Annotated in this window: 18 protein-coding genes and 2 pseudogenes; 10 read left to right on the top strand and 10 right to left on the bottom strand. The window is 69.0% G+C overall.

What is annotated here, in order from left to right:
* Nucleotides 1-68 precede the first annotated feature (68 nt).
* A complete protein-coding gene (gene dnaE, locus HWX62_RS21980; RefSeq protein ID WP_175930609.1) occupies nucleotides 69-3602 on the bottom strand; it encodes a DNA polymerase III subunit alpha in 3534 nt (1177 codons plus the stop codon).
* Between the two features lie 216 nt (nucleotides 3603-3818).
* Here dnaE and HWX62_RS21975 point away from each other — a divergent pair, with 216 nt between their 5' ends.
* On the top strand, nucleotides 3819-4673 hold the full coding sequence (locus HWX62_RS21975) for a sulfurtransferase (RefSeq protein ID WP_175930608.1): 855 nt from the start codon (nucleotides 3819-3821) through the stop codon (nucleotides 4671-4673).
* Between the two features lie 25 nt (nucleotides 4674-4698).
* Complete coding sequence (gluQRS, locus tag HWX62_RS21970; protein ID WP_175930607.1) at nucleotides 4699-5595, top strand: tRNA glutamyl-Q(34) synthetase GluQRS; 897 nt, start codon at nucleotides 4699-4701, stop codon at nucleotides 5593-5595.
* A 222-nt stretch (nucleotides 5596-5817) separates the two neighbouring features.
* Here gluQRS and HWX62_RS21965 read toward each other — a convergent pair whose 3' ends face one another.
* From HWX62_RS21965 to purT, 4 genes are all read right to left on the bottom strand, one after another.
* Nucleotides 5818-7365 (bottom strand): DEAD/DEAH box helicase, encoded by a 1548-nt coding sequence (locus tag HWX62_RS21965; protein ID WP_175930606.1) that lies wholly within the window; start codon nucleotides 7363-7365, stop codon nucleotides 5818-5820.
* Nucleotides 7366-7747: 382 nt separating this feature from the next.
* Nucleotides 7748-8128, bottom strand: coding sequence for an MliC family protein (locus HWX62_RS21960; protein ID WP_175930605.1), 381 nt, complete (start codon nucleotides 8126-8128; stop codon nucleotides 7748-7750).
* 93 nt (nucleotides 8129-8221) lie between these two features.
* A complete protein-coding gene (locus HWX62_RS21955) occupies nucleotides 8222-8407 on the bottom strand; it encodes a DUF6726 family protein (protein WP_175930604.1) in 186 nt (61 codons plus the stop codon).
* A gap of 18 nt (nucleotides 8408-8425) precedes the next feature.
* Complete coding sequence (gene purT, locus HWX62_RS21950; protein WP_175930603.1) at nucleotides 8426-9640, bottom strand: formate-dependent phosphoribosylglycinamide formyltransferase; 1215 nt, start codon at nucleotides 9638-9640, stop codon at nucleotides 8426-8428.
* Nucleotides 9641-9856: 216 nt separating this feature from the next.
* Between purT and HWX62_RS21945 the strand changes: the two genes are divergently transcribed.
* The gene (locus HWX62_RS21945) at nucleotides 9857-10402 is read left to right on the top strand and encodes an META domain-containing protein (protein ID WP_175930602.1); all 546 of its coding nucleotides are present in this window, start codon (nucleotides 9857-9859) and stop codon (nucleotides 10400-10402) included.
* Between the two features lie 176 nt (nucleotides 10403-10578).
* Entirely contained in the window at nucleotides 10579-14808 is a 4230-nt protein-coding gene (locus HWX62_RS33130) for a DNA translocase FtsK (RefSeq protein WP_244136078.1), read from the top strand.
* Nucleotides 14809-14901: 93 nt separating this feature from the next.
* On the opposite strand, the pseudogene HWX62_RS21935 reads toward HWX62_RS33130, so the two are convergent.
* Nucleotides 14902-16073 (bottom strand): annotated as a pseudogene (locus HWX62_RS21935) (lactonase family protein).
* A gap of 238 nt (nucleotides 16074-16311) precedes the next feature.
* Between HWX62_RS21935 and HWX62_RS21930 the strand changes: the two are divergent.
* A complete protein-coding gene (locus tag HWX62_RS21930; protein WP_175930600.1) occupies nucleotides 16312-18141 on the top strand; it encodes a glycoside hydrolase family 15 protein in 1830 nt (609 codons plus the stop codon).
* A gap of 212 nt (nucleotides 18142-18353) precedes the next feature.
* A complete protein-coding gene (gene phaZ, locus HWX62_RS21925) occupies nucleotides 18354-19844 on the top strand; it encodes a polyhydroxyalkanoate depolymerase (RefSeq protein ID WP_175930599.1) in 1491 nt (496 codons plus the stop codon).
* 101 nt (nucleotides 19845-19945) lie between these two features.
* Here phaZ and HWX62_RS21920 read toward each other — a convergent pair whose 3' ends face one another.
* Complete coding sequence (locus HWX62_RS21920) at nucleotides 19946-20578, bottom strand: TetR family transcriptional regulator (RefSeq protein WP_006478198.1); 633 nt, start codon at nucleotides 20576-20578, stop codon at nucleotides 19946-19948.
* Between the two features lie 156 nt (nucleotides 20579-20734).
* On the opposite strand from HWX62_RS21920, the pseudogene rsxB reads away from it, so the two are divergent.
* Nucleotides 20735-21753: pseudogene (rsxB, locus tag HWX62_RS21915) on the top strand (electron transport complex subunit RsxB).
* Entirely contained in the window at nucleotides 21750-22394 is a 645-nt protein-coding gene (gene nth, locus HWX62_RS21910; RefSeq protein WP_175930597.1) for an endonuclease III, read from the top strand. The pseudogene rsxB and the gene nth overlap by 4 nt, the downstream one beginning before the upstream one ends.
* Before the next feature lie 57 nt (nucleotides 22395-22451).
* Here nth and HWX62_RS21905 read toward each other — a convergent pair whose 3' ends face one another.
* The gene (locus HWX62_RS21905) at nucleotides 22452-23381 is read right to left on the bottom strand and encodes a DMT family transporter (protein ID WP_175930596.1); all 930 of its coding nucleotides are present in this window, start codon (nucleotides 23379-23381) and stop codon (nucleotides 22452-22454) included.
* Between the two features lie 199 nt (nucleotides 23382-23580).
* On the opposite strand from HWX62_RS21905, the gene HWX62_RS21900 reads away from it, so the two are divergent.
* Nucleotides 23581-24015 (top strand): DUF1841 family protein, encoded by a 435-nt coding sequence (locus tag HWX62_RS21900; protein WP_175930595.1) that lies wholly within the window; start codon nucleotides 23581-23583, stop codon nucleotides 24013-24015.
* A 107-nt stretch (nucleotides 24016-24122) separates the two neighbouring features.
* Here HWX62_RS21900 and HWX62_RS21895 read toward each other — a convergent pair whose 3' ends face one another.
* On the bottom strand, nucleotides 24123-24482 hold the full coding sequence (locus tag HWX62_RS21895; protein ID WP_006490657.1) for a cytochrome c: 360 nt from the start codon (nucleotides 24480-24482) through the stop codon (nucleotides 24123-24125).
* 40 nt (nucleotides 24483-24522) lie between these two features.
* Entirely contained in the window at nucleotides 24523-24882 is a 360-nt protein-coding gene (locus HWX62_RS21890; protein ID WP_006478192.1) for a cytochrome c, read from the bottom strand.
* A gap of 244 nt (nucleotides 24883-25126) precedes the next feature.
* On the opposite strand from HWX62_RS21890, the gene HWX62_RS21885 reads away from it, so the two are divergent.
* Nucleotides 25127-25969, top strand: a complete 843-nt coding sequence (locus HWX62_RS21885) for a MoxR family ATPase (RefSeq protein ID WP_175930594.1) — start codon at nucleotides 25127-25129, stop codon at nucleotides 25967-25969.
* The last annotated feature ends 13 nt before the right edge of the window (nucleotides 25970-25982 follow it).

Raw genomic sequence — 25982 nt, 5'->3', positions numbered from 1 at the left:
CCCGCCGCCGCACATGATGGCGATGCGACGGGCCGCCTGTACACGACAGCGCTCGAAGCGGGTAGCGATCAGTACGTGATTTCGACGACGCTGCCGTCGAACGCCGAACGCAGCTCCGCCAGCAACGCGTCGCTCGGCTTCACGCGCCACGCGTCGCCCAGACGCATCTCGCCTTGCGCGCGTGCATTGCTGTAGTGGATCTGGACCGCCAGCCCGTTCGGCAGCGGCGCCTGCGGGCGGCGGCCGCCATCGCGCCCGCCGCCGCGCGGCGCGGGCGCTTCGACCGCGTTCGCGGCGGCCGGATCGTCCTTCGATACGTGAGGCTCGAGCACCCGGCGCAGCGCGAGCGCATCGGCGTTGCCGTTCATCGTCAGCCGCACGGCCTGCGCGTAGCGGCTGCGCGCGCGTTCGAGATCCATCACGGTATCGGCCGTGAAGCGAATGCCGCCGGTGAACGCGTCGTTGCGCGCCTGCCCCTGCACGATCAGCAGCTCGTCCTCCTTGAACAGCGCCTTGTTCGCCTCGAACTGTTCGTTGAAGATCGTGATCTCGCACTGGCCCGAGCCGTCGTCGAGCAGCGCGATCAGCATCTTGCCGCGCTGGGTCATCTGCGTGCGCAGCGACGCGATGATGCCGGCGACGAGCTTGTCGCGCCCTTCCTTCAGGTCGCCGACCTTCTGCCGCACGAACCGACGCACTTCGTCGCGATACGCGTCGAACAGATGGCCGGACAGGTAGAAGCCGAGCGCGGCCTTTTCTTCCTGCAGACGGCGCTTGTCGTCCCACGCGGGTTCGTCGACGAGCGCGTGCGCATGCGGCGACTCGGCGCCCATGTCGAACAGGCCGGCCTGCATCGCGTTCGCTTCGGCCTGGTCGGCCGCTTCCATCGCGAGCGGCACCGACGCGATCAACTGCGCGCGGTTCGGATTCAGCGAATCGAACGCGCCGGCGCGGATCAGCGCCTCGATCGTGCGGCGGTTCACGACGCGCCGGTCGATCCGCTCACAGAAGTCGAACAGGTCGGTGAACGCCTTTTCCTCGCGCGCACGCAGGATTTCCTCGATCGCGTTCTGGCCGCTGCCCTTCACCGCGCCGAGGCCGTAGCGGATCGTGCGCGAGCGCTTGCCGTCGGCTTCGGCGACCGGCTCGAACCGGTAATGCGACTGGTTGATGTCCGGCGGCAGCACGACGAGATTGTTCATCACGCAGTCGTCGAACAGGATCTTCACCTTGTCGGTGTCGTCCATCGCGAGCGTCATGTTGGCCGCCATGAATTCGGCCGGATGGTGCGCTTTCAGCCACGCGGTGTAATACGCGAGCAGCGCATACGCGGCCGCGTGCGACTTGTTGAAGCCGTAGCCGGCGAACTTCTCCATCAAGTCGAAGATCTCGTCGGACTTCTCGCGCGTGAGGCCGTTCTTCGCCGCGCCCTCCGCGAAGATCTCGCGATGCTTGACCATCTCCTCGGGCTTCTTCTTGCCCATCGCGCGACGCAGCAAGTCCGCGCCGCCGAGCGAGTAGCCGCCGATGATCTGCGCCATCTGCATCACCTGCTCCTGATAGACCATGATGCCGTAGGTCTCTTTCAGGACGGGTTCGACGCGCGGATCCGGGTATTCGACCTTCTCGCGGCCGTGCTTGCGCGCGCAGAAGCTCGGGATCAGATCCATCGGGCCCGGACGGTACAGCGACACGAGCGCGATGATGTCCTCGAAGCGGTCGGGCTGCGCATCCTTCAGCATGCCCTGCATCCCGCGGCTTTCCAGCTGGAACACCGCGACCGTGTTGGCCTTCTTCAGGATCTGGAACGATGCCGGATCGTCGAGCGGCACCTGCGCGAGCGACCAGTCGGCCTTCGACGGATCGAGACGGCGGATGTAGCGCTCGGCCCAGTCGAGGATCGTCAGCGTCGTGAGCCCCAGAAAGTCGAACTTCACGAGGCCGACGGCTTCGACGTCGTCCTTGTCGTACTGGCTGACCACGCCGCCGTCGTCGCCCTGCGTGTACAGCGGGCAGAAATCGGTCAGCTTGCCCGGCGCGATCAGCACGCCGCCCGCGTGCATCCCGACGTTACGCGTGAGGCCCTCGACGCGCTGCGCGAGATCGAGCAGCTGGTGGACTTCATCCTCGTGGTCGTAGCGCTCCTGCAGCTGCGGCTCTTCCTTCATCGCGTCGGCAATCGTCACGTGCTTGCCGGGCTTGAACGGGATCAGCTTCGCGACGCCGTCGGTGAACATGTAGCCGAGGTCGAGCACGCGGCCGATGTCGCGCACGGCCGCCTTCGCGGCCATCGTGCCGAACGTGGCGATCTGCGACACGGCGTCCGCGCCGTATTTCTCCTTCACGTACTGGATCACGCGATCGCGGCCGTGCTGGCAGAAGTCGATGTCGAAGTCGGGCATCGACACGCGTTCCGGGTTCAGGAAGCGCTCGAACAGCAGGTTGTAGCGCAGCGGATCGAGGTCGGTGATGCCGAGCGCGTACGCGACCAGCGAACCGGCACCGGAGCCGCGGCCCGGGCCGACCGGCACGCCGTTGTTCTTCGCCCAGTTGATGAAGTCCGCGACGATCAGGAAGTAGCCGGGAAAGCCCATCTTCGTGATGGTCCCGCACTCGAATTCGAGGCGCTTGTAGTACGTGTCGCGCTGCGCGTCGCGCTCGGCTTCGACCGGATACAACTGCGCGAGCCGGGTCTCGAGCCCTTCCTTCGACAACTGGACCAGGTAGTCGTCGAGCGACATGCCGTCCGGCGTCGGGAACAGCGGCAGTTTCGGCTTGCCGAGCTCGAGCTTCAGGTTGCAGCGCTTGGCGATCTCGACCGTGTTCGCGATCGCCGACGGCAGGTCGGCGAACAGCGCGACCATCTCGTCCTGCGTGCGGAAATACTGGTCGGTCGTGAAACGCTTCTGGCGCCGCGGGTTCGCGAGGATGTCGCCTTCCGAGATGCACACGCGCGCCTCGTGCGCGGTGAAATCGTCGCCGGTCATGAACTGCGTCGGGTGCGTCGCGACGACCGGCAGCTTCAGCGACGCGGCGAGCGTCGCGGCCTGCTGGATGTACGCCTCGGCGCCCGGCTGGCCGTAACGCTGGAGCTCGATGTAGAAGCCGCCGGGGAACACCCTCGCCCAGCGCTCGGCGTGACGGCGCGCGGCTTCCTCGTTGCCCGCGGCCAGCGCGAGCCCGATATCGCCCTGTTGCGCGCCCGACAGCGCGAGCAGCCCCTGCGCGAGCTCGCCGTCGAGCCAGCTCGCGTCGAGTTCCGCACGGCCGCGGTACTGGTTCGTGAGCCACGCCTTCGACAGCAGCTCGCAGAGATTCAGGTAACCGACCTTGTCCTTGACCAGCAGCAGCAGCCGCGACGGCTTGTCGCGGTCGTCCGGATTGGCGATCCAGACGTCGCAGCCGGCGATCGGCTTGATGCCCTTGCCGCGGGCTTCCTGGTAGAAACGGACGAGGCCGAATGCGTTGCCGAGATCGGTGAGCGCGAGCGCGCCCTGACCGTCCGCGGCCGCCGCCTTGACGATGTCGTCAAGGCGCACGATGCCGTCGGCAATCGAGAATTCGGAGTGAACGCGAAGATGGACGAAGCGAGGATCTGACATGGGCGCTATTGTAGCCGCCCCGCCGCACGGGCTGCCCAAAAAATGCCCGCTTTGGCCGTTCGGCCGATGCACGCGGCGACGCGTCGGGCGGTTGGCCGACCGGCCGGGTACCGATGCCCGCGCCGTTTGCGGGATAATACGGTTTTTCGAATCAACGCCCCGGCTTCGCACCCTTTTTTGCGGGCCGCCGTGCGGCCGTTTCCCCGTCGGACCATCATGACCATCGTCAACCTCGCCGCCTACCACTTCGTATCGCTCGACGCGAACGAGCAATGGCGCCCGCTCGTCACCGCCCGCTGCAACGAACTCGGCCTGCGCGGCACGATCCTGCTCGCGCCGGAAGGCATCAACCTGTTCATCGCCGGCACCCGCGAAGCCACCGACGCGTTCATCGCGTACATCCGCCACGATCCGCTGTTCGAAGGCAAGTTCGCGACGCTGCAGTTCAAGGAAAGCCTGTCCGACTCGCAGCCGTTCCGCCGCATGCTCGTGCGCCTGAAGCGCGAGATCATCACGATGAAGAAGCCCGCGATCAAGCCGGAACTCGGCCGCGCGCCGTTCGTCGACGCGCGCACGCTGAAGACGTGGCTCGACCGCGGCCACGACGATGCGGGCCGCCCGGTCGTGATGCTCGACACGCGCAACGCGTTCGAGGTCGACGTCGGCACGTTCGACAACGCGCTCGACTACCGGATCGACAAGTTCAGCGAATTCCCGGACGTGATCGACGCGAACCGCGCCGACCTCGAGGGCAAGACGGTCGTGTCGTTCTGCACCGGCGGCATCCGCTGCGAGAAGGCCGCGATCCACATGAAGGAAATCGGCATCGACAACGTGTACCAGCTCGAAGGCGGGATCCTGAAGTACTTCGAGGAAGTCGGCGGCGCGCACTATCACGGCGACTGCTTCGTGTTCGACTACCGCACCGCGCTGAACCCGCAGCTCCAGCCCACCGCGAACGTCACGTGCTTCGCGTGCCGCGCGGTCGTCACGCCGGAAGCGCAACAATCGCCGAGCTACGTGCCCGGCAAGTCGTGCCCGGCGTGCGCGCAGGCGGCCAGCGCCGCGTAACGGCGCGTCGCATCGCGCTCCGCCGATGATTCACGGCTATCGCGGCCGCTTCGCGCCGTCGCCTACCGGCCCGCTGCACTTCGGCTCGCTGGTCGGCGCGCTCGCGAGCTGGCTCGACGCGCGCGCGCACGGCGGCACCTGGCTCGTGCGCATCGAGGATCTCGACGGCCCGCGCACCGTCCCCGGCGCGGCCGACGACATCCTCGCGACGCTCGCGCATTTCGGCATGACGCCCGACGCGCCGCCCGTCCGGCAGAGCACGCGCGACGCGGCCTACGCGGCCGCGCTCGCGCGGCTCGCCGCGGCAGGGCTCGTCTATCCGTGCGGCTGCACGCGCAAGGAAATCGCCGATTCGCTGCGCGCCGCCCACGAACGCCACACGACGCTCGCGTATCCGGGCACCTGCCGCACCGGCCTGCACGGCAAGCCCGCGCGCGCCTGGCGGCTGCGCGTACCGGACGGCGACGACGCGCTCGTCGCGTTCGACGACCGCTGGCAGCACACGCAATCGCAGAACCTCGCGACCGACGTCGGGGATTTCGTGCTCAAGCGCGCGGACGGCCAATGGGCGTATCAGCTCGCGGTCGTCGTCGACGATGCCGACGCCGGCATCACGCACGTCGTGCGCGGCGCCGACCTGCTCGATTCGACCGCGCGCCAGATCTACCTGCAACGCTGCCTCGGCGTGCCGACTCCCTCGTACCTGCACGTGCCGGTCGTCGTCGATGCGAACGGCGAAAAGCTCAGCAAGCAGACGGGCGCGACGGCGCTCGAACGCAGCGATCCGCTACCCGCGCTGCGGGCCGCGGCCGCGCATCTCGGCCTGGCCGACGACGGCGATCTCCCGGGCCAGACGATCGACGCCTTCCATGCGGCAGCAACGCAAGCGTGGGCACGTCGCTTCGGGCCACGCACCGGTTGAATCGCTTGCAGGACGCCGATCCGTGCCGATCGCGCTTCCCGCACCGTCTGCGACGAACCCGCTCGCATGAAGCGTGACGGAAGCCCGCGCGGCAAGCGATAGCCTCTCCTCGCGCCCCGCCCCGTCCCGATCGCGTCGTCCAATGAAAAACGGGCACATGCGCCGTCGCATGTACCCGCTTGTCCGGCAGCGCTCGCGCGCCGCCCTGCCGCTACACCGGGCTTACGCCGACGGCTTGCGCGGCATCCCGAACCCGCCGAGCAACGCGGCGACCTGGCGCTTCGGCCCTTTCTTCTCGGGCTGCTGCGCTGGCTGCGCGTCGTCCGGCTGCTTCGCCGGTGCCGACGGCTCGTACGGCTTCAGGAAAAAATCGTCGACCGGCGCTTCGTGGCGGCGATGATGGCCGCCGCGCTCGGCGCTGCCCGACCGGCGAGCCGATGCACCGCGATGCTCGTCGCGATCGCGCCGGCCGCCGCGTTCACCCCCGCGCTCGCCGCCACGCTCGCCACCGCGCTCGTCGTGACGATGACGCGCCGGCTTGTCGAGCTTGAGTGTCTGCATCTCGAGCGGACGCTTGATCAGCTTCTCGATGTCGGCGAGCTGCTTACGCTCGTTCGGGCTGCACAGCGACAGCGCGTCGCCCGTCGCACCCGCGCGGCCGGTACGGCCGATCCGGTGCACGTAGTCTTCCGCGCTGAACGGCAGGTCGAAGTTGATCACGGCCGGCAGCTCGGCGATGTCGAGGCCGCGCGCGGCCACGTCGGTCGCGACCAGCGCCTCGATCTCGCCGCGCTTGAACGCATCGAGCGCCTGCATCCGCTCGATCTGCGTCTTGTCGCCGTGAATCGCCGACGCGACCACGCCGTCGCGCTCGAGATTGCGCGCGAGGCGGCTCGCGCCGATCTTGCTGTTGCAGAACACGATCACCTGCTTGAGACCACGATCGCGCAGCAGTTGCACGACCGCCGCCTGCTTGTCGCCTTCGGCGACGTCGTAGACGATCTGCGTGACGTTCGCGTTCGTCGAGTTGCTGCGCGCGACCTCGATGGTCTGCGGGTTGCGCAGGTAGGTCGATGCGAGCTTCTTGATTTCGCCCGAGAAGGTGGCGGAGAACAGCAGCGTCTGACGTTCCTTCGGCAGCAGGTTCAGGATGCGCTGCAGATCGGGCAAAAAGCCCATGTCGAGCATCCGGTCGGCTTCGTCGAGCACGAGGATCTGCACCTGGCCGAGGTTCGCCGTCTTCTGCTGCACGTGATCGAGCAGGCGGCCCGGCGTCGCGATCAGGATCTCGACGCCGCGGCGCAGTTCGGCCGATTGCGGGTTCATGTCGACGCCGCCGAACACCACCGCGCTGCGCAGCGGCGTGTGCTTCGCATACGCGTGCACGTTCGCGGCGACCTGGTCGGCGAGCTCGCGGGTCGGCGTGAGGATCAGCGCGCGCACGGGGTGGCGCGCCGGTGATGCGCTCGTGTTCGCCTGCGGCAGCAGGCGCTGGATGATCGGCAGCGAGAAGCTCGCGGTCTTGCCGGTGCCCGTTTGCGCGGCGCCCATGACGTCGCGGCCGGCGAGCACGACCGGAATGGCCTGCGCCTGGATCGGCGTCGGCGTCGTATAACCCTGCTCCGCAATGGCTTTCAGGATATCGGCGGCAAGGCCGAATTGATCGAAGGTTGCGTCGACGGGCTTGGCGACAGAATCGGACATGGTGGCGTTTCGCTCAAAAGGCGCGGCGGGGACATCGTGCGTCAGGCCGGCCGGGCCTGCGCTCATCACAATTCGGAAATAGACGGAGCCGCGGCGCGCCGCGCGGCGCCGCTCTGGCGCTTGGGACCGGTTCAATGCGAACGCTGGACGCCAGGCCGTGCGAACTCCGTTCGGCGCGAATGCCGGCGGAAAGGGCCGTATTGTAGCACCGTGCGGGCATCTGTCCGTGACAACGCCGCGAACGGCTGCGACGGCGGTTCGCGAAGCGCCCTTCCCGGGCCGGTGCGGGCGAGCGGTCGACCGATCGGAGTATCCGTATCGGCCGATGGAAATTATTAGGGTTCGATCGTGAAATTTCCCGCCCGCATGCCGCCACCGGGCGCACCGAGCCCTTCAGCCCGAGCGCCGGTCAACACGGGCGAACAGGCGCCGCGATCGCACCCGCCGCTCAGCCCTTCTTCTTTTTCTTCTCGACCTGCACGCAGTCGCCCAGCAGCGGCGGCGCCTTCGGGTCGGCGATTTCGTCGCGCAACGTCGCTTCCTTGCCCTTCGTCCACCACGTATAGCGGCCGGCCTGGTAGCGCGCGCCCGATGCCGACACCGTGTCGACGAACAGCATCCGCTTGCCGTCGACCGGCACGAGCGCGAAGCTCTGGCCGTTGCCGGCGAGCCAGTACGACACACGCACGGGCTGCTTCTGGTTCGCGCACTGGTAGACGGTTTGCTGGCGCGCGTCGGCGTCGATCTCCTCGACGGTCAGTTGCGCGGCATGCGCGACGGAAACGGCGGTGCCGGCGAGCGCAAGCGCGGCGAGGGTTTGGCGAATCATGCAGGTCCTCTCACGAGACGGGTGGAAGCGCGCCTCTCCGAGCGCGCGGTCATTGTTTATACGGTGAGCGGGGAATCGCGCCGCTTGCCGGAATCAGGGATCGATCACGTCCGCGCACGCATCGGTCGGCGCCGCGGCGACGTGGCCGACGAGCGGCACGATCTTGAGCCCGGCCGATGCCACGCGGCACGGCGCCGCCGCCAGGCCGCAGCCCGCGAGACTCGCGACGAGCGCCAGCGCGACGCCCAGCCTTGCGATACGCAACCCTCTCGACGCCATCGTCCTCTCCTCGTTCCGTCAGCGCGCCGACACGGGCCGGACGGCGGCGGCCGCGCGCTTCGCACGTTCGCGGGCTTCGTCGACGCTCGCGCCGGTCGCGAGCGCGACGCCCATGCGCCGCTTCGCAAAACTTTCCGGCTTGCCGAACAGGCGAAGATCCGCGCCCGGCACCGCCAGCGCGTCGCGCACGCCTTCGAACGCGATCCCGCGCTCGTCGAGCCCGCCGTAGATCACCGCCGATGCGGCCGGCGTGCCAAGCGCCGGGTCGACCGGCAGCCCGAGAATCGCCCGCGCGTGCAGCTCGAATTCCGACTGACGCTGCGAGGCTAGCGTGACGAGGCCCGTATCGTGCGGCCGCGGGCTCACCTCGGAGAACCATACGTCGTCGCCGCGCACGAACAGCTCGACGCCGAACAGGCCGCGCCCGCCGAGCGCCTCGGTCACCTTGTGCGCGATCTCGCGCGATTTCTCGAGCGCCGTCGTGCTCATCGGCTGCGGCTGCCACGATTCGACATAGTCGCCCGCCACTTGCACGTGGCCGACCGGCTCGCAGAAATAGGTCCGCGTGCCGAGCGTGGCGGGGTCGATCGCGCGCACGGTCAGTTGCGTGATCTCGTAGTCGAAATCGACGAAGCCCTCGACGATCACGCGGCCATGGTTCACGCGCCCGCCCGCCATCGCGTAGTCCCACGCGGGCTTCACGTCGGCGTCGGTCTTCACGACCGACTGCCCCTTGCCCGACGACGACATCACGGGCTTCACGACGCACGGCATGCCGATCTTCGCGACGGCCGCGCTGAAGGCCTCGAACGAATCCGCGAACGCATACGGCGACGTCGGCAGGCCGAGCGCCTCGGCCGCGAGCCGGCAGATCCCTTCGCGATTCATCGTGAGCTGCGTCGCGCGCGCGGTCGGGATCACCTCGGCGAGCCCGGCCGCCTCGATCGCCGCGAGCGCGTCGGTGGCGATCGCCTCGATCTCGGGGACGATCAGGTGCGGGCGCTCGGCCTCGACGATCGCCCGCAGCGCGGCCGGGTCCGTCATGTCGATCACGTGCGCGCGATGCGCGACCTGGTGGCCCGGCGCGTCCCGATAACGATCGACCGCGACGACTTCGACGCCGAGACGCTGCAACGCGATGATGACTTCCTTGCCGAGTTCGCCCGCGCCGAGCAGCATGACGCGCGTGGCCGAGGGTGAAAGCGGCGTACCGAGCCGCTGACCGATCTGCATGTGAATTCCCGCTGGTTCTGTTGGAGGACGAAAACGGCTTCGATGTTAACACGGGCGTTCGGGCCGGTTTGGGCGGTTTGGCCGCCCTCGCACCGTGGCGCGCGAAGCCCGCGGGCGGGCCGCGAACGTTTTCGCGCGCGAAGTGTCGGCTCGCCTGCCGCGGGGCGGGTGCGTTACTCTTACGCCTTGATCAGAATCCGAAGAGGAACGAGGCTCATGTCCCACCTGTCCGCGGCCGCACGCGCACGCACCGGCCTGCTTCGCCCGTTGCGCGCGCCGCTCTGCGCGTTGACGCTTGCCACGCTTCTCGCCGCCTGCGCGATGCCGACCCATCCCGATTCCGCCGCCCCCGCGCCCGACCCGTACAACCCGGCCGCCGTCCAGCTGCTCGACGACACGAGCTGGGAACTCACCAGCTGGGTGAACGCCGACGGCACGCCACGCGCGATTCCGCACGGCGACAACGGCGAGCCGATCAAGCTCGCGCTGTCGACCGATTCGGGCATCCGGCGCGCGAGCGGGTTCTCGGGCTGCAACCGTTACATGGGCACCTACGCGATCAAGAACGGCCTGCTGAGCTTCGGCCCGCTCGCCGGCACGCGGATGGCCTGCCCGAACACGCTCGGCGGCCAGCTCGAATCCGCCTACCTCGACGCGCTCGCCCACATCGAGAAGACCGGCGTGCAGATGCGCGCGCCGCAGCAATTGCAGATCGTGACCCAGGCCGGCGCAACGCTGACGTTCACGCACCGGAGCCCATGATGTACGGCGCGCGCGAAGGCCGACCGACCGCCTTCGCGTGGCGCGCCCCCCGCATGTGCGACCCACGTGCGTCGCGCGGCGTGAACGCAAGCACGCCGCGTTAGAGTCTTGTTCGCCGGCCGGTTAAACTCGGCGGGTCGCGCCCGGCGCGCCCCGCCCCACTCCTGTTTCAAAGCATGCACACGGTTGTCTTCGGCTGGTTCGGCATTTCCGCCGTCTGGTTCCTCCTTCTCTTCTGGCGTCTCGTGCAGGCGATGCTGCCCGGCGGCGGCGGGCTCGCCGGCCGCGGTTCGATCCGCCTGTGGCTCGGCTTCGCCGCGGTATTCGTCGCAAGCTGCACGCTGACGAGCCCGCTGTCGGGCCCCGACACGAACGCGCTCGGCCATGCGTTCTCGGCCGGCTTCGGCCACGTGCTCGGCGCGATCGGCACGCCGGTCGCGATGGTCGTGCTGTTCTTCGCCGGCTTGCCGTGGCTGACCGGCATCGGCTGGCGGCAGTTCGCGGCGTGGGTCGACACGTCGTTCGGCGTCAAGCTGTCGCGCGACGGCGGCGACGACGACGCGCGCGGAATCGCCGACCTGCCGCGCAGCGCGCTGCATCGCGACGACGACGTCGTGCAGCCGACCACCGCGCACACCGTCAACGCGATGGCGCCGCGCCAGAACGGCCGGTATGCACGCCCGACAGTATGGAAACCCGATCCGCACGCACGGCCGAAGCCGCGCGCGAAGACGCCGCCGCGCCCCCTTGCGGAACCCGTCGCGCCGTCGGGCTGGCTGAAACCGGCCGCGCCGCAGCGCACGCCGGCACCGCCCGCGCCGCTCCCGGCCGGCGCGATGCCGCCGCCGACCACCGGCAGCACCGCCAGCCTCGCGCGCGCCGCCGCGAACGCGCAAGTGCCGCGCCCCGCGCCCGCCCCGCTTCCGGCCGGATTCGAACCGGTCCGGCCGCGTCCGACCGCCGCGCGGCCGGCCACGGCTGCGCTGACGCAGACGGCGCCGCGCGCCACGGTCGCGCCGCGACCGGCCGTCACCCAACCGCAGCCGATACGCCCGGTTGCGGGCACGGCGGCCACCGGCCTGTCGCCGGATGCGGCACGACGCCGCCCGGCGCCGCCCACGCCGGCACGCGCGCCGCTCTATGCGTGGACGGAAAAACCAGCCACGCCGATTACGCCGGCGCCGAGCGTTCACGACACGCTGCGCTCGATCGAGGCCAGTACCGCGCAATGGGCGGCGCTGGGCGGCGCACAGTCGACCGATGCGCAGCACGCGGCGACCACGGCCGCTGCCGTGGCCGGTGTAGCCGCGGCAGCAGGCAGCGCCGCCGCATCGACATCGACATCGGCACCGGCAGCCGTGTCGAACGCGTTCGTCTCCACGACGCACGGCATCGCGACCCAGGACGCCAATGTTCCGGCCGAACCCGATGCCGCGCCGGCTCGCGACGACGGCGCACCGATCGTGCTCGACGCCTTCATGCCGGCAAAATCGAGCGTCACGCCCGCTCCGGTTGGCGATTCGCCCACCACTGCCCTCGATGACGCTACATCGCACGCGCTGCCGGATACCGGCATCGACGATCGCGCGTTGTCGCATCACGCCGCCGATGAAATCCGTCACGTCGACGCAGCGCCCGCCGCACCGGCATTCGGGACCGCGGCCGCGCCGTCGTTCGGCGCCCCCATCGATTTCGCCCCTTGGGAAGACGCTGTCAAACCGCGCGCTTCCGCGCCCAACGTGTCGACCGGGACTCCGAGCGCCGACTCGCGGGCGGACACGACAGGCTCGGAATCCGCCGATCCAGCCTTCGCGCAAGCAAGCGATGCAGCGGTTCGCGACCTCGGCACCAGCCAGCCGGCAGGGTCCGTCGATATCGACGACACGGACGACGCGCAACCGGCGCCCGCGATCGATCGCGCTGCGCCAGCCCACGCGCCTCAACGGGCGGCCGAGGCGCACGCCGACGTGAAGTCCGCCGACCGCAACGTTCCGTTCGCTGCCCTGCCCCCGTCGTCGATCGTCGGAACGTCGGCGCGCGCACTTGCCGAGACCACGCCGGTTGCGGCAACGTCCGCACCGGCCGTATCGCAGCCGGCACCGGACACCGGCAAGCCGGTCGACGCGGCATCCGCAGCTCCGCTGCCGGCCGTTGCTCGAGGCACGACGCTCGCCGCCACGCATTGGACAGCACCGACGATGCCGCCCGCGGCGACGCCGTCGACGACCGGCGCATCGGCTTCGACGTCCGGTTCGACCGCGCATGCGGCACCCGCTTCCGCGATGCCCGCGACTTTCACGTCCGCGCCGGCCGTTGCACCGTCTCCCGCGCCGGCATCGACACATCCGGCCGACACGACGACCGCGTCGACCGCGCCGACCGGTGCGACGACGTTCGCTCCATCCGGCTCATCCGGCGCAGTCCCCCCGCAGCCGGCCGTCGGCCTGCCCGTGTCGCCGACGGCGTCCGCCACGACGTCGACATCCTTCAGCACGATCGCGCCGACGACCACGGCCACCGCCGCGCCGGCGCACCCGATCGCAGGCTCGCCTGCCGCTGCGGCCGGATCGCTGACGTCGATCGGTGCGACCGCCGCGACGCAGGCGCCGTCGATCGCGTCCGTCCCAGCCGGAGTCGCCACCCAGACGTTCACGACACCGGCCGCCCCCGCCGTCTCGTCGTCGGGCTGGATCATGTCGCATGACGTGAGCGCAACGCCGATCACGGCACCGCCGGCAACGGCCCTCCCCGGCGCGAACCCGCCGCCCACGCCGGCCGCCGCCGTTTCCGCGCCGACACCGCCGGTTATCGCGCCGATCGGCGCACCGGCCGCCCATGCAACCGCGGCCACCGAGCCGGCGCCGGCCGACGCCCCCGTCCGTCAGCCGCGCCCGAACGCGTTCGAATTCCACGCGCCCGCGTCGTTCAGCGTCGAATTGCCGACGCTCGACCTGCTCGAGCCCGCCTCCGGCGACGTCGAAACGATCACCGACGAACACCTCGCGCAAACCGCGCAGGTGATCGAACAGCGCTTGCAGGAATTCAAGGTGCCGGTGACGGTGGTCGGCGCGTCGGCCGGCCCCGTGATCACGCGCTTCGAGATCGAACCGGCGCTCGGCGTGCGCGGCAGCCAGATCGTCGGCCTGATGAAGGACCTGTCGCGCGGCCTCGGCCTCACGTCGATCCGCGTCGTCGAGACGATCCCCGGCAAGACCTGCATGGGCCTCGAGTTGCCGAACGCGAAGCGCCAGATGATCCGCCTGTCGGAGATCCTCGAATCGCGCCAGTACCAGCACTCGCCGTCGCAGCTGACGATCGCGATGGGCAAGGACATCACCGGCCATCCGGTCGTCACCGATCTCGCGAAGGCGCCGCACATGCTCGTGGCCGGCACGACGGGTTCGGGCAAGTCGGTCGCGATCAACGCGATGATCCTGTCGCTGCTGTACAAGGCGACGCCGGAAGACGTGCGGCTCATCATGATCGACCCGAAGATGCTGGAGCTGTCGGTCTACGAAGGCATCCCGCACCTGCTCGCGCCGGTCGTCACCGACATGAAGCTCGCCGCGAACGCGCTGAACTGGTGCGTCGGCGAAATGGAGAAGCGCTACCGGCTGATGTCGGCCGTCGGCGTGCGCAACCTCGCGGGCTTCAACCAGAAGATCCGCGACGCGCAAGCGAAGGAAAAGAAGATCGGCAACCCGTTCTCGCTGACGCCCGACGATCCGGAGCCGCTGTCGACGCTGCCGCTGATCGTCGTCGTGATCGACGAGCTGGCCGACCTGATGATGGTCGCGGGCAAGAAGATCGAGGAACTGATCGCCCGCCTCGCGCAGAAGGCGCGCGCGGCCGGCATCCACCTGATCCTCGCGACCCAGCGGCCGTCCGTCGACGTGATCACGGGCCTCATCAAGGCGAACATCCCGACGCGCGTCGCGTTCCAGGTGTCGTCGAAGATCGACTCGCGCACGATTCTCGACCAGATGGGCGCCGAGTCGCTGCTCGGGATGGGCGACATGCTGTTCCTGCCGCCGGGCACCGGGTATCCGCAGCGCGTGCACGGCGCGTTCGTCGCTGACGAGGAAGTGCACCGGATCGTCGAGTACCTGAAGCAGTTCGGCGAGCCGCAGTACGAGGAAGGCATCCTCGACGGCCCGGCCGCCGACGGCGCGACGCAGGACCTGTTCGGCGACGCGCCGGACGCGGAAGCCGATCCGCTGTACGACGAAGCCGTCGCGTTCGTCGTGCGCACGCGGCGCGCGTCGATCTCGTCGGTGCAGCGGCAGTTGCGCATCGGCTACAACCGCGCGGCGCGGCTCGTCGAGCAGATGGAAGCGGCCGGCCTCGTGTCGGCGATGGGCATCAACGGCAGTCGCGAGGTGCTCGTGCCGGCCGCGGCCGACTGACGCCGGCGGCCGCCGGCCGCGATTCGCCGAAACGGGCGCGTCGTGAAACCGGCGCCCGCAAAAAAGGCGCTGCATCGGCAGCGCCTTTTCCGTTTACTGCACCGGCACCAGCTTGAAGTCGACCGGCTTGCCGACCGCGACCTTCTGCGGATTCGCGCCGAGCTGCCCCGTTTCGACATCGCGACTGAACACGTAGAACGTGTCGCTGTCCTGGTTGCCGACGATCAGCCACTTGCCGGTCGGATCGATCAGGAACTCGCGCGGCGTCTTGCCGAGGCTCGACTGGCGGCCGACGTGCTTCAAGCGGCCATCGGCACGGTTCACCGCGTAGATCACCAGGTCGTTCGCGTCGCCGCGGTTGCTCACGTACAGGAAGCGGCCGTCCGGCGACAGGTGGATCGCGCCGCCGCCCACCTTGCCCTTGAAGCCCGGCGCCGTCATCGGCACCGTCTCGATCGGCGTCAGCTTGCCGTCGTGATAGCCGAACACCTCGACCGACGCGTTGAGCTCGCTCGTCACGTACGCGAACCGGCCGTCGGCGCTGAACACCAGGTGACGCGGGCCCGAGCCGGCCTTCACCGGCGTGTAGCGCGTGTCGGTCGGGCTGATCAGCCCGCGGCTGCCGTCCACCGTGTAGCGGTAGCCGTAGATCTTGTCCGCGCCGAGATCCTGCACGAACAGGTAGCGGCCGTCCGGCGAAAACACCGTCGAATGCACGTGCGCGCCGTCCTGGCGGCCCTTCACGGGCCCGGTGCCTTCGTGGTGGACGCTCACACGGCCTGGCCCACCGCGCCGTCGTCGCGCAGCGGAAACACCGCGAAGCTGCCGCCCGGATCGGCCGCGACCGAGTAGTTGGCCGTCACGAGGTACTTGCCGTCCGGCGACAGCGCGAGATAGCAAGGATCGTTCCCTTCCGACGATACGCGGTCGATGAAGCTCAGCGCGCCCGTCTTCGCATCGAAGCGGAACGCGCTCACGCCGCCGCGCTGCGTCGCGGGCCCATTGTCGCCGGGCAGCTCGTTGACCGCGTAGACGGTGCGACCGTCGCGGCTCGGCAACAGATACGACGGATTCTCGGTCTTCGCCGACGACACGGGCGCGACGCTGCCGGTCTTGGTATCGAAGCGGTAAACGTAGATCCCGTCGCTGCCGCCGCCCGTATAGGTGCCGACGAGCAGGTTGTAGACGCCGTCGGCCGGGGCGGACGATTGCTGCGCGAATGCGTGGGTCGCGGACAGGGAAAGCACGATCGCGAAACCTTTCATCCAGTGAGCGAACCTAAGCGGGAACCCTCGTGTCGAAGCGCGTGCGTCACGCTCGCGTAAACGGTTGGGCATTGAATCCTCCTTGCATCGAGTCGCTTCAAGTGTTGAGATAGGACGAAACGCCGGCCGTTCATGCGCTCCGCCGCCCGGCCGAGTATACGGGGCGCGGCGCCCGGGCGTGAAGTCCAGGCCGCCGACGTCCGGATTGTGAACTCGAATACCCAAGGATCGCCTGCCCATGCCCGCCCTGATCGAAGACTACGCCCTCGTCGGCGACGGCCACACGGCCGCGCTGATCGCAAAAGACGGCTCCGTCGACTGGCTGTGCTGGCCCCGCTTCGATTCGGGCGCCTGCTTCGCGGCGCTGCTCGGCACGCCGGAGCACGGCCGCTGGCTGCTGGCTCCGGCCGCCGACGCCGCGATCACGCATACGACACGCCGCTATCGCGGCGACACGCTGATTCTCGAAACCGATTACGAAAGCGCCGACGGCGCCGTCACCGTGATCGACTTCATGCCGCCCGGCAACGGCTGGTCCGAACTGGTGCGGATCGTCGTCGGCCGCCACGGCACGATGAAGATGCGCATGGAGCTCGTGCTGCGCTTCGACTACGGTTTCTCGATTCCGTGGGTCACGCAACTGACCCGCGAGGACGGCATGAAGGCCATCGCGGGGCCCGATACCGTCGTGCTGCGCACGCCGGTGCCGCTCACCGGCAAGAACCTCCATACGCTCGCGGAATTCACGGTCAGCGCCGACGAGCGCGTGCCGTTCTCGCTCGGCTACGCGGCGTCGCACATGCGGCTGCCGCCCGCGCGCGACCCGCTGTCGATGCTCGCGCGCACCGAGAACTACTGGCTCGAATGGTCGGGCCGCTGCCAGGTGCAGGGCCGCTACGCGGCTGCCGTGCGCCGCTCGCTGATCACGCTGAAGGCGCTCGCGTACGAGCCGACCGGCGGCATCGTCGCCGCGCCGACCACGTCGCTGCCCGAGAAGATCGGCGGCAACCGTAACTGGGACTACCGCTACTGCTGGCTGCGCGACGCGACGATCACGCTGCTCGCGCTGATGCGCGGCGGCTACTACGACGAGGCGCGCGCCTGGCGCACGTGGCTCGGCCGCGTGATGGCCGGCTCGCCCGAGCAGATCCAGATCATGTACGGGATCGCCGGCGAGCGCCGGCTGCCGGAGATGGAACTCGACTGGCTGCCGGGCTACCAGGACTCGCTGCCGGTACGCGTCGGCAACGGCGCCGCGAACCAGCTCCAGCTCGACGTGTTCGGCGAGGTGATGGCCGCGCTGCACCTCGCGCGCGTGGGCGGCCTGCAGGCCGACGACACGGTCTGGTCCGTGCAGTGCGCGCTGCTCGACCATCTCGAGAAGATCTGGCAGGAACCCGACGAAGGCATCTGGGAAACGCGCGGCGGCCGCCGCCATTTCACGTTCTCGAAGGTGATGGCGTGGGTCGCGTTCGACCGCGCGATCAAGTCGGCGGAAATGTTCCGGCTGCCCGGCTCGCTCGACCGCTGGCGCGCGCTGCGCGAGCGGATCCATGCGGACGTCTGCGCGAACGCGTGGCACGAAGGCAAGCAGGCGTTCGCGCAGAGCTACGGCAGCGACGAGCTCGACGCGAGCGTGCTGCTGCTGCCGCAGCTCGGCTTCCTGCCGCCGGAAGACCCGCGCATCGTCGGCACGGTCGACGCGATCGAACGCGAATTGCTGCACGACGGGCTCGTGCTGCGCTACCGCACGACCGAATACGACGACGGCCTGCCGCCGGGCGAAGGCACGTTTCTCGCGTGCAGCTTCTGGCTGGTCGACAGCTATGCGCTGCTCGGCCGGATCGACGACGCGCATCGGCTCTTCAGCCGGCTGCTCGCGCTGTCGAACGACCTCGGGCTGCTCGCGGAGGAATACGACCCGGTCGCCGGGCGGCTCGTCGGCAACTTCCCGCAGGCGTTCTCGCACGTGGCGCTCGTGCACACCGCGATGAACCTGATGCACCACGAAGACGCGATGGCGCGCGCGGCCGGCCAGCCCGCGCCGGCCGTCGCCACCGGCCGTTGAACGGGCGCGCGGCGGCCTTGTTCAGAGAACGTCAAATCGCAACACTTTGATGAAAACCCGGGGAAATGTTGCATTGCACCACCGATCGTTGTCCGATATGATCGACGAGATTGTCCGGCTGCAATGCAACATGGCCGGTCGCTGACCCACACGGCACGCCGCGACGCCCCACGCCGCCCTTGCGCACCGTCCCCCACGCGGGAGTAGCCTGCATGCTTTACCAACTGCACGAATTCCAGCGAGCCATGCTGAGCCCGCTGACGGCCTGGGCCCAGGCCGCCTCCAAGTCGTTCGCGAATCCGTCCAGCCCGTTCTCGCTGATACCCGGCGCCCCGCGGATGGCGGCCGCCTATGAGCTGATGTATCGGCTCGGCAAGGATTACGAAAAGCCGGAATTCAACATTCATCAGATCATCAAGGACGGCCACAACATCCCGATCGTCGAGCAGACGATCATCGAGAAGCCGTTCTGCCGGCTGCTGCGCTTCAAGCGCTATTCGGACGACGCCGACGCCGTCACGCAACTGAAGGACGAGCCGGTCGTGCTGGTCTGCGCGCCGCTGTCGGGCCACCACTCGACGCTGCTGCGCGACACGGTGCGCACGCTGCTGCAGGATCACAAGGTCTACATCACCGACTGGATCGACGCGCGGATGGTGCCGGTCGAGGTCGGCCCGTTCCACCTGCACGACTACATCGCGTACATCCAGGAATTCATCCGCCACATCGGCGCGCGCAACCTGCACGTGATCTCGGTATGCCAGCCGACGGTGCCGGTGCTCGCGGCGATCTCGCTGATGGCGAGCCGCGGCGAGGACACGCCGCTCACGATGACGATGATGGGCGGCCCGATCGACGCGCGCCGCAGCCCGACTTCCGTGAATTCGCTCGCAACGCAGCACTCGACCGCGTGGTTCGAGAACAACGTGATCCACACGGTGCCCGCGAACTATCCGGGCGAAGGCCGCCAGGTGTATCCGGGCTTCCTGCAGCACACGGGCTTCGTCGCGATGAATCCGGAGCGGCACGCGCAATCGCACTGGGATTTCTACCAAAGTCTGCTGCGCGGCGACGAGGACGACGCCGAAGCGCACCGCCGCTTCTACGACGAGTACAACGCGGTGCTCGACATGGCCGCCGAGTATTACCTCGAGACGATCCGCGTCGTGTTCCAGGAGTTCCGCCTCGCGGAAGGCACGTGGGACGTCGAAGGCGAGCGCGTGCGGCCGCAGGACATCAGGCACACCGCGCTGATGACGATCGAAGGCGAACTCGACGACATCTCGGGCAGCGGCCAGACGCACGTTGCGCACGAACTGTGCACGGGCATCCCGCAAGACGATCGCCGCAGCCTGACCGCCGAGAAGTGCGGCCACTACGGGATCTTCTCGGGCCGCCGCTGGCGCACGATCATCTATCCGCAACTGCGCGACTTCATCCGCGAGCATGCGCCGGAGCCGAAGCAAGGCGCGGCGAAGCTGCCCGCCGATGCCCAGGATGCGACCACGATCGGCACCGTGCCGGCCGCCAGACAAGAGCCGGAAACGGCAGTGCGCGCGACCGCCGCGAAACGCACGCGCGCGAAGGCGCCGGCCGTGACGGTCGCGCCCGCCAGGACGCCTGCCGCGAAGGCCGCGCCGGCCGCGAAGCGCGCAGCCGGCAGCCCGCGCGCAAAAACCGTGCGTGCCCGCAAGGCCGCCTGATTCGCCGCGCTCCGACGCAAAAACGCCGCCGTTGCACGGCGGCGTTTCTTTATCCGGCCGCGGCGCGAGCGGGTGGCTCGCCGGCTCGTTCGTTCGTCGCGTCAGCGCCGCAGCAGATACGCGAGCAGCACCTCGGTGTTCATCCGGACCATCTCCGCGCGCTCGTCGGTGTCGGTGAAGTCGCGGCCGAGCGTCGCGGCGAGCGTGAAGCGGTTCGACACGATGTAGTAGCCGAGCCCCGACAGCGTCACGTAGAAGCGCAGCGGATCGACGTCGCCGCGGAACAGCCCGGCCTTCTGGCCGCGCATCAGCACGTTGCCGAGCTTCGCGACGATCGGCGACATCATCTCGCGGATCCGCGTCGACTTGTGCAGATAGCGCGCTTCGTGCAGGTTCTCGTTGTTGATGAGCCGGAGCAGCTCCGGATGGTCGCGGTAGTAGTCCCAAACGAAATGCGCGAGCCGCGTGACGGCTTCGACCGGCGCGACGCCGTCGAGATCCAGCACGCGCTCGGCCTCGGTCAGCGCGGAGAACGCGTGTTCGAGCACGGCGGTGAAGAGCTGCTCCTTGCTGCCGAAGTAGTAATAGAGCATGCGCTCGTTGGTTTCGGCCCGGCGCGCGATCTGATCGACGCGCGCGCCGAACAGCCCTCCATTCGCGAACTCTTCGGCTGCCGCCATCAGGATGCGGCGGCGCGTACCTTCAGGATCTCTTTTGATTTTTGGCTGATTCATGGTGGCGTTTTGCTATGTGAGCCGCTTGATCCGGACCGGCACCCCCACCGCCTCGGCGCCGGCCGCCCTGGAACGGGCGCGCCGCGGGCGGCCACCCTCCTGCTGAGCCCCTGCAAAAAAGCGGTTCGATTATGCGCATAGACGGCGTCCAGCGCAATGCGGGAAATCGGCGATAATCGAGCTTTGGCAAACCTTTCCGGCCGCGCCCGACGCGGCCGGGAGCCATTCGGCGCCGCTGCGCCTGTTGTCAGCCTGTCGTCACCGTGACCGATTCCAAAACACTCGCGGATCGCATCGAAGATCTGCTTCCCCAGACGCAATGCACGAAGTGCGGCTATAACGGCTGCCGCCCGTACGCCGAGGCGATCGCCGCCGGCGACGCGAACTACAACCAGTGCCCGCCCGGCGGCGCCGAAGGCATCGCGCGCCTCGCGAACCTGCTCGGCAAGCCGGTGATTCCGCTGAACCCCGTCAACGGCACCGAACATCCGCGCGCGGTCGCGTTCATCGACGAAAACCTGTGCATCGGCTGCACGCTGTGCATGCAGGCGTGCCCGGTCGATGCGATCGTCGGTGCGCCGAAGCAGATGCACACGATCGTCGCGTCGCTGTGCACGGGCTGCGACCTGTGCGTGCCGCCGTGCCCGGTCGACTGCATCGCGATGCTGCCGGTGACCGGCGATCGCACGGGCTGGGATGCGTGGTCGCAGGAGCAGGCCGACGCCGCGCGCGAACGTCACGACCTGCGGCTCGCGCGCCAGCGCCGCGAACGCGAGGCCGCCGAAGCGCGCGCCGCCGCCCGCCGTGCGGCCAGTGCCGCGAAACCGGCCGCGGGGCCGGCCGCCACGCAGCCCGGCGCGCCAGCCGCGGCACCGGCCGCCGACGATGCCGAAGCGAAGAAGCGCGCGATCATCGCCGCGGCGCTCGAACGCGCGCGCAAGAAGAAGGAAGAGCTGTCCGGGCAAGGCGCCGGGCCGAAGAACACCGAGGGCGTGAGCGCGGCCGTCCAGGCGCAGATCGACGCGGCCGAGGCGCGCCGCAAGCGGCTCGCCGAACAGCAGGCGCAGCGCGACGCCGAAGCGGCATCGGGCCGCACCGACCACGACAACGACAGCGACGCAGACAACGGCGATCCGGACGGCCCGTCCGCGCCGCCCGACCAGAACGCTCCATGAACGCCAGCAAACGACGCGCGATCTACGAAACGCTGCAGAGCCTCAATCCGCATCCGACCACCGAGCTCGAATACTCGACACCGTTCGAACTGCTGATCGCCGTGATGCTGTCCGCACAGGCGACCGACGTGTCGGTCAACAAGGCGATGCGGAAAATGTTTCCGGTCGCGAACACCCCGCGACAAATCGTCGCGCTTGGCGAGGCAGGCGTCACCGAGTACATCAAGACGATCGGCCTCTATCGCACCAAGGCGAAAAACGTGGTCGCGACGTGTCGGATCCTGCTCGAGCGCTACGACGGCGAGGTGCCGGCCGATCGCGAAGCGCTCGAAGGCCTGCCGGGCGTCGGCCGCAAGACCGCGAACGTCGTGCTGAACACCGCGTTCGGCCAGCCGACGATCGCGGTCGACACGCATATCTTCCGCGTCGCGAATCGCACCGGGCTCGCGCCGGGCAAGGACGTGCGAGCCGTCGAGGCCGCGCTCGAGAAGTTCACGCCGAAGGAATTCCTGCAGGACGCGCATCACTGGCTGATCCTGCACGGGCGCTATGTGTGCAAGGCCCGCCGGCCCGAATGCTGGCACTGCGCGATCGAGCCGCTGTGCGAGTTCCGGCCGAAGACGCCGCCGCCCAACGAATAAGCGTCAGGCCGCGCGACAGCGCGCCGCGGGCACGACGCCCGCCCACCCGCTTCCCGGCTACGCGTTGGACGTCGCCGTCGCATCGTCGGCGGCCGCGCCGCCCGCGCGCACGAGCGCGAGCACGGCCGCCAGAATCGCGACACCGCCCGCCCACTGCAGCGGCGACAGCGCCTCCCCGAACAGCAGCGCCGCGAGCGCGACCGTGACGACCGGCTCGAGCGTCGACAGCATCGACGTGCGCGCGGCCCCGAGCCGCTCGAGCCCGGCGAAGAACGCGAGCATGGCCGCGACCGTCGACACGAGCGCGATCGCGAGCATCGACGCCCAGCCGCCGGCCGTCGCGGGCCAGCGCGGCGGCGCGCCGAACGCCGCCGTTCGCACGATGGCGATCGCGACGAGCGTCGCGGTGGCCGACAGGCAGATGATCGCGGTGGTCGCGAGCGGATCGACGCCGCGCGTCGCCTTCGTGCCGCCGACGATGTACAGCGAATAGATCACCGCGGCGGCCAGCGCGAGCGCGATCCCGAGCGGCTCGCCGTGCCCGCCGCCGACCATCAGCGCCGAACCCGCGACGCACAGCACCAGCGCGACGGCCTTCGCGCGCGTCAGGCGCTCGCCGAGCCACCACGCGGCCAGCAGCGTGACGAACGCCGGATACAGGTACAGCAGCAGCGCGACGAGGCTCGCCTGCGCGTGCTGCAGCGCGCTGAAATAGCAGAACGACTGCCCGACGTAGCCGAGCGCGCCCATCGCCACCAGCGGCGCGAGCGAGCGCCCGCGCGGCCACGCGACGCGGCGGTGCCGCGCGATCGCGGCGAGCACCGCGCCGCCGATCGCGAAGCGCACGATCAGCAGCCCGAGCACGTCGACGCCCGCCGCATACGCATAGCGGCCGAAAATCGCCATCGCACCGAACGCGGCGGCGGACAACGCGACGTAGAGCGCGCCCTGCAGGGCGGCGGACGATGAGCGGACGGTGGCGGTCATGAAAAAACGGGCGGACAAGGCGCTGTGACGGCAATCGTCGGAGTGTAGCGACGCGGCGGCGGCGAGCCTAGCCCGCGCTTACCCGCGCCGCGCCGCGTCTCACCAGCCGCCCCCCGAGCCGCCGCCAGCGCCGTCCGCCGCTCCGGCGTACAATGCCCGACGCGGCATGACGCCGCCCGAATCACGACGTTTCCCCACCATGTTCAATCCAAGCCGCGACGAAGTGCGTCGCTTTTTCACCGAGACCTGGCGCAAGCAGCGCGCGGGCGAGATCCTGACGCCGCTGGAAGCGATGGCGGCCGACTGGATCGTCGAGCATCCCGAATACCACGACGACCTGGCCGACGCCGACGGCGCGGCGGCGCGCAACTACACGCCCGAGGAAGGCCGCACGAACCCGTTCCTGCACCTGTCGATGCACCTCGCGATCAGCGAGCAGTTGTCGATCGACCAGCCGCCCGGCATCCGCGCCGCGCACGACAAGCTGGCCGCGAAGCTCGACTCGACCCACGACGCGCAGCACGCGATCATGGAGTGCCTCGGCGAGACGATCTGGGAAGCGCAGCGCACGAACATGCCGCCCGATACCGACGCGTACCTGCAGCGCATCCTGCGCCGCGCGTCGCGCGACTGAGCGCCCGGCCGAGCCGTGCGCGCCGGGCCGAGCCTGGCCGCGGGCAAAAAAATACCCCGCCGAGGCGGGGCATTTCTTGCTGCGCAGGCCCGTGAGGCCCATCGCGCTTACTTCTTGAAGACGAGATCGGTTTCCTTCAGCGACTCGATGTAGGACGCGATGTCCTTCATGTCGCTGACCGACAGGTTCTGCACCTGCGCCTGCATGATCGCGTTGTTGCGACCGAGCAGCGGGTTCGTCAGCCCCATCTGGTACTGGCGCATCGCCCACACGAGGTAGTCGGCGTGCTGGCCGGCGAGTCGCGGGTACTCCGCGTTGATCGGCTTGTTCAGCTGCGCGCCGTGGCAGGCCGCGCAGTTGTGCGATTCGACCAGTTCCTTGCCCTTCGAGATGTCCGCGGCGTGCGCGGTACCGATCGCGAGGCCGGCCGCCAGTGCAACCGCCGCCGTCTTGAATGCGTTGTTCATGAATGCTCCTGTCCCGCCGGAGAGATCGGCGGCGCGCGCTTTACTTGTAGGGGTTGTCCTTCGTGTCGGCCTTCTGGGCGGCGTAGTAGGCCGACAGATCCGCGATGTCCTGATCCGTCAGCGAACCGGCGATCGCGTTCATCGACGGGAAGTGACGATCCTTCTTGCGGTAGGCCTTCAGCGCGTTCTCGAGGTATTGCTGGTTCTGGCCGCCGAGGACAGGCACCCGGTAGACCTCCGGGTACGCCGCGCGGTAGTCCTGGATGCCGTGGCAACCGATGCACATGGCGGCCTTGCTCGCCCCGTCCTTCGGGTTGCCGACCACACCGGCCGCCTGCGCGCTGCCCGCGAGCGCCACGAGCGCTGCGACAACCACGTGTTTGCCGACGAATTTGTTCATAGCTCTTGTAACCTAGCTTGAGGGGAAACTGGCGCCGAAGCGGCAACGGCCCGCGCCGTTTTGCTTGTCGGTCGCCACGCAGGCCAAAAAAAACGGCCAGATTGTACCGCGTCGGCGGGGAACGCGTCCATACGGCGCCCCGGCTCGCCCCGCCACAGCCCCGCAACGATACGCGGGCGCGGCCCGCCCGGACAGCCCTTCTGACTTATACTGGGTTTTTTTCCCGATGAAGAAGAGCGCCGCCATGCGTTTCGAAGGGTCCTCGCACTACGTCGCCACCGACGATCTGAAGCTCGCGGTCAATGCCGCGCTGACGCTGCAACGCCCGCTGCTGATCAAGGGCGAGCCCGGCACCGGCAAGACCATGCTGGCCGAGGAAGTGGCCGCCGCGCTCGACATGCCGCTGCTGCAGTGGCACATCAAGTCGACCACCAAGGCGCAGCAGGGCCTGTACGAATACGACGCCGTGTCGCGGCTGCGCGACTCGCAGCTCGGCGACGCGCGCGTGAAGGACATCGCGAACTACATCGTCAAGGGCGTGCTGTGGCAGGCGTTCGACGCCGAGCGCCCGAGCGTGCTGCTGATCGACGAGATCGACAAGGCCGACATCGAATTCCCGAACGACCTGCTGCGCGAGCTCGACCGCATGGAGTTCCACGTGTACGAGACGCGCGAGACGGTGCGCGCGAAGCACCGCCCGCTCGTCATCATCACGTCGAACAACGAGAAGGAGCTGCCCGACGCGTTCCTGCGCCGCTGCTTCTTCCACTACATCCAGTTTCCCGACCCGGCGACGATGCAGAAGATCGTCGCCGTGCACTTCCCCGACATCCGCGAGGAACTGCTGCGCGCGGCGCTCGAGAGTTTCTTCGAATTGCGCGGCGTGTCGGGCCTGAAGAAAAAGCCGTCGACGTCCGAACTGCTCGACTGGCTGAAGCTGCTGCTCGCCGAGAACATCCCGGCCGACGCGCTGCGCGGCGCGGACGCGAAGCAGATCGTGCCGCCGCTCGCGGGCGCGCTGCTGAAGAACGAGCAGGATCTGAGCCTGCTCGAGCGGCTCGTCTACATGAACCGGCACAACCGGTAACCCCAACCCGCGA

Origin of the sequence: Burkholderia sp. BCC0506 (genome assembly GCF_902833145.1) — a bacterium.
Classification (GTDB): Bacteria; Pseudomonadota; Gammaproteobacteria; order Burkholderiales; family Burkholderiaceae; genus Burkholderia.
The sequence above is the reverse complement of the archived record's forward strand: the minus strand, read 5'-3'. Positions and strand labels throughout refer to the sequence as shown.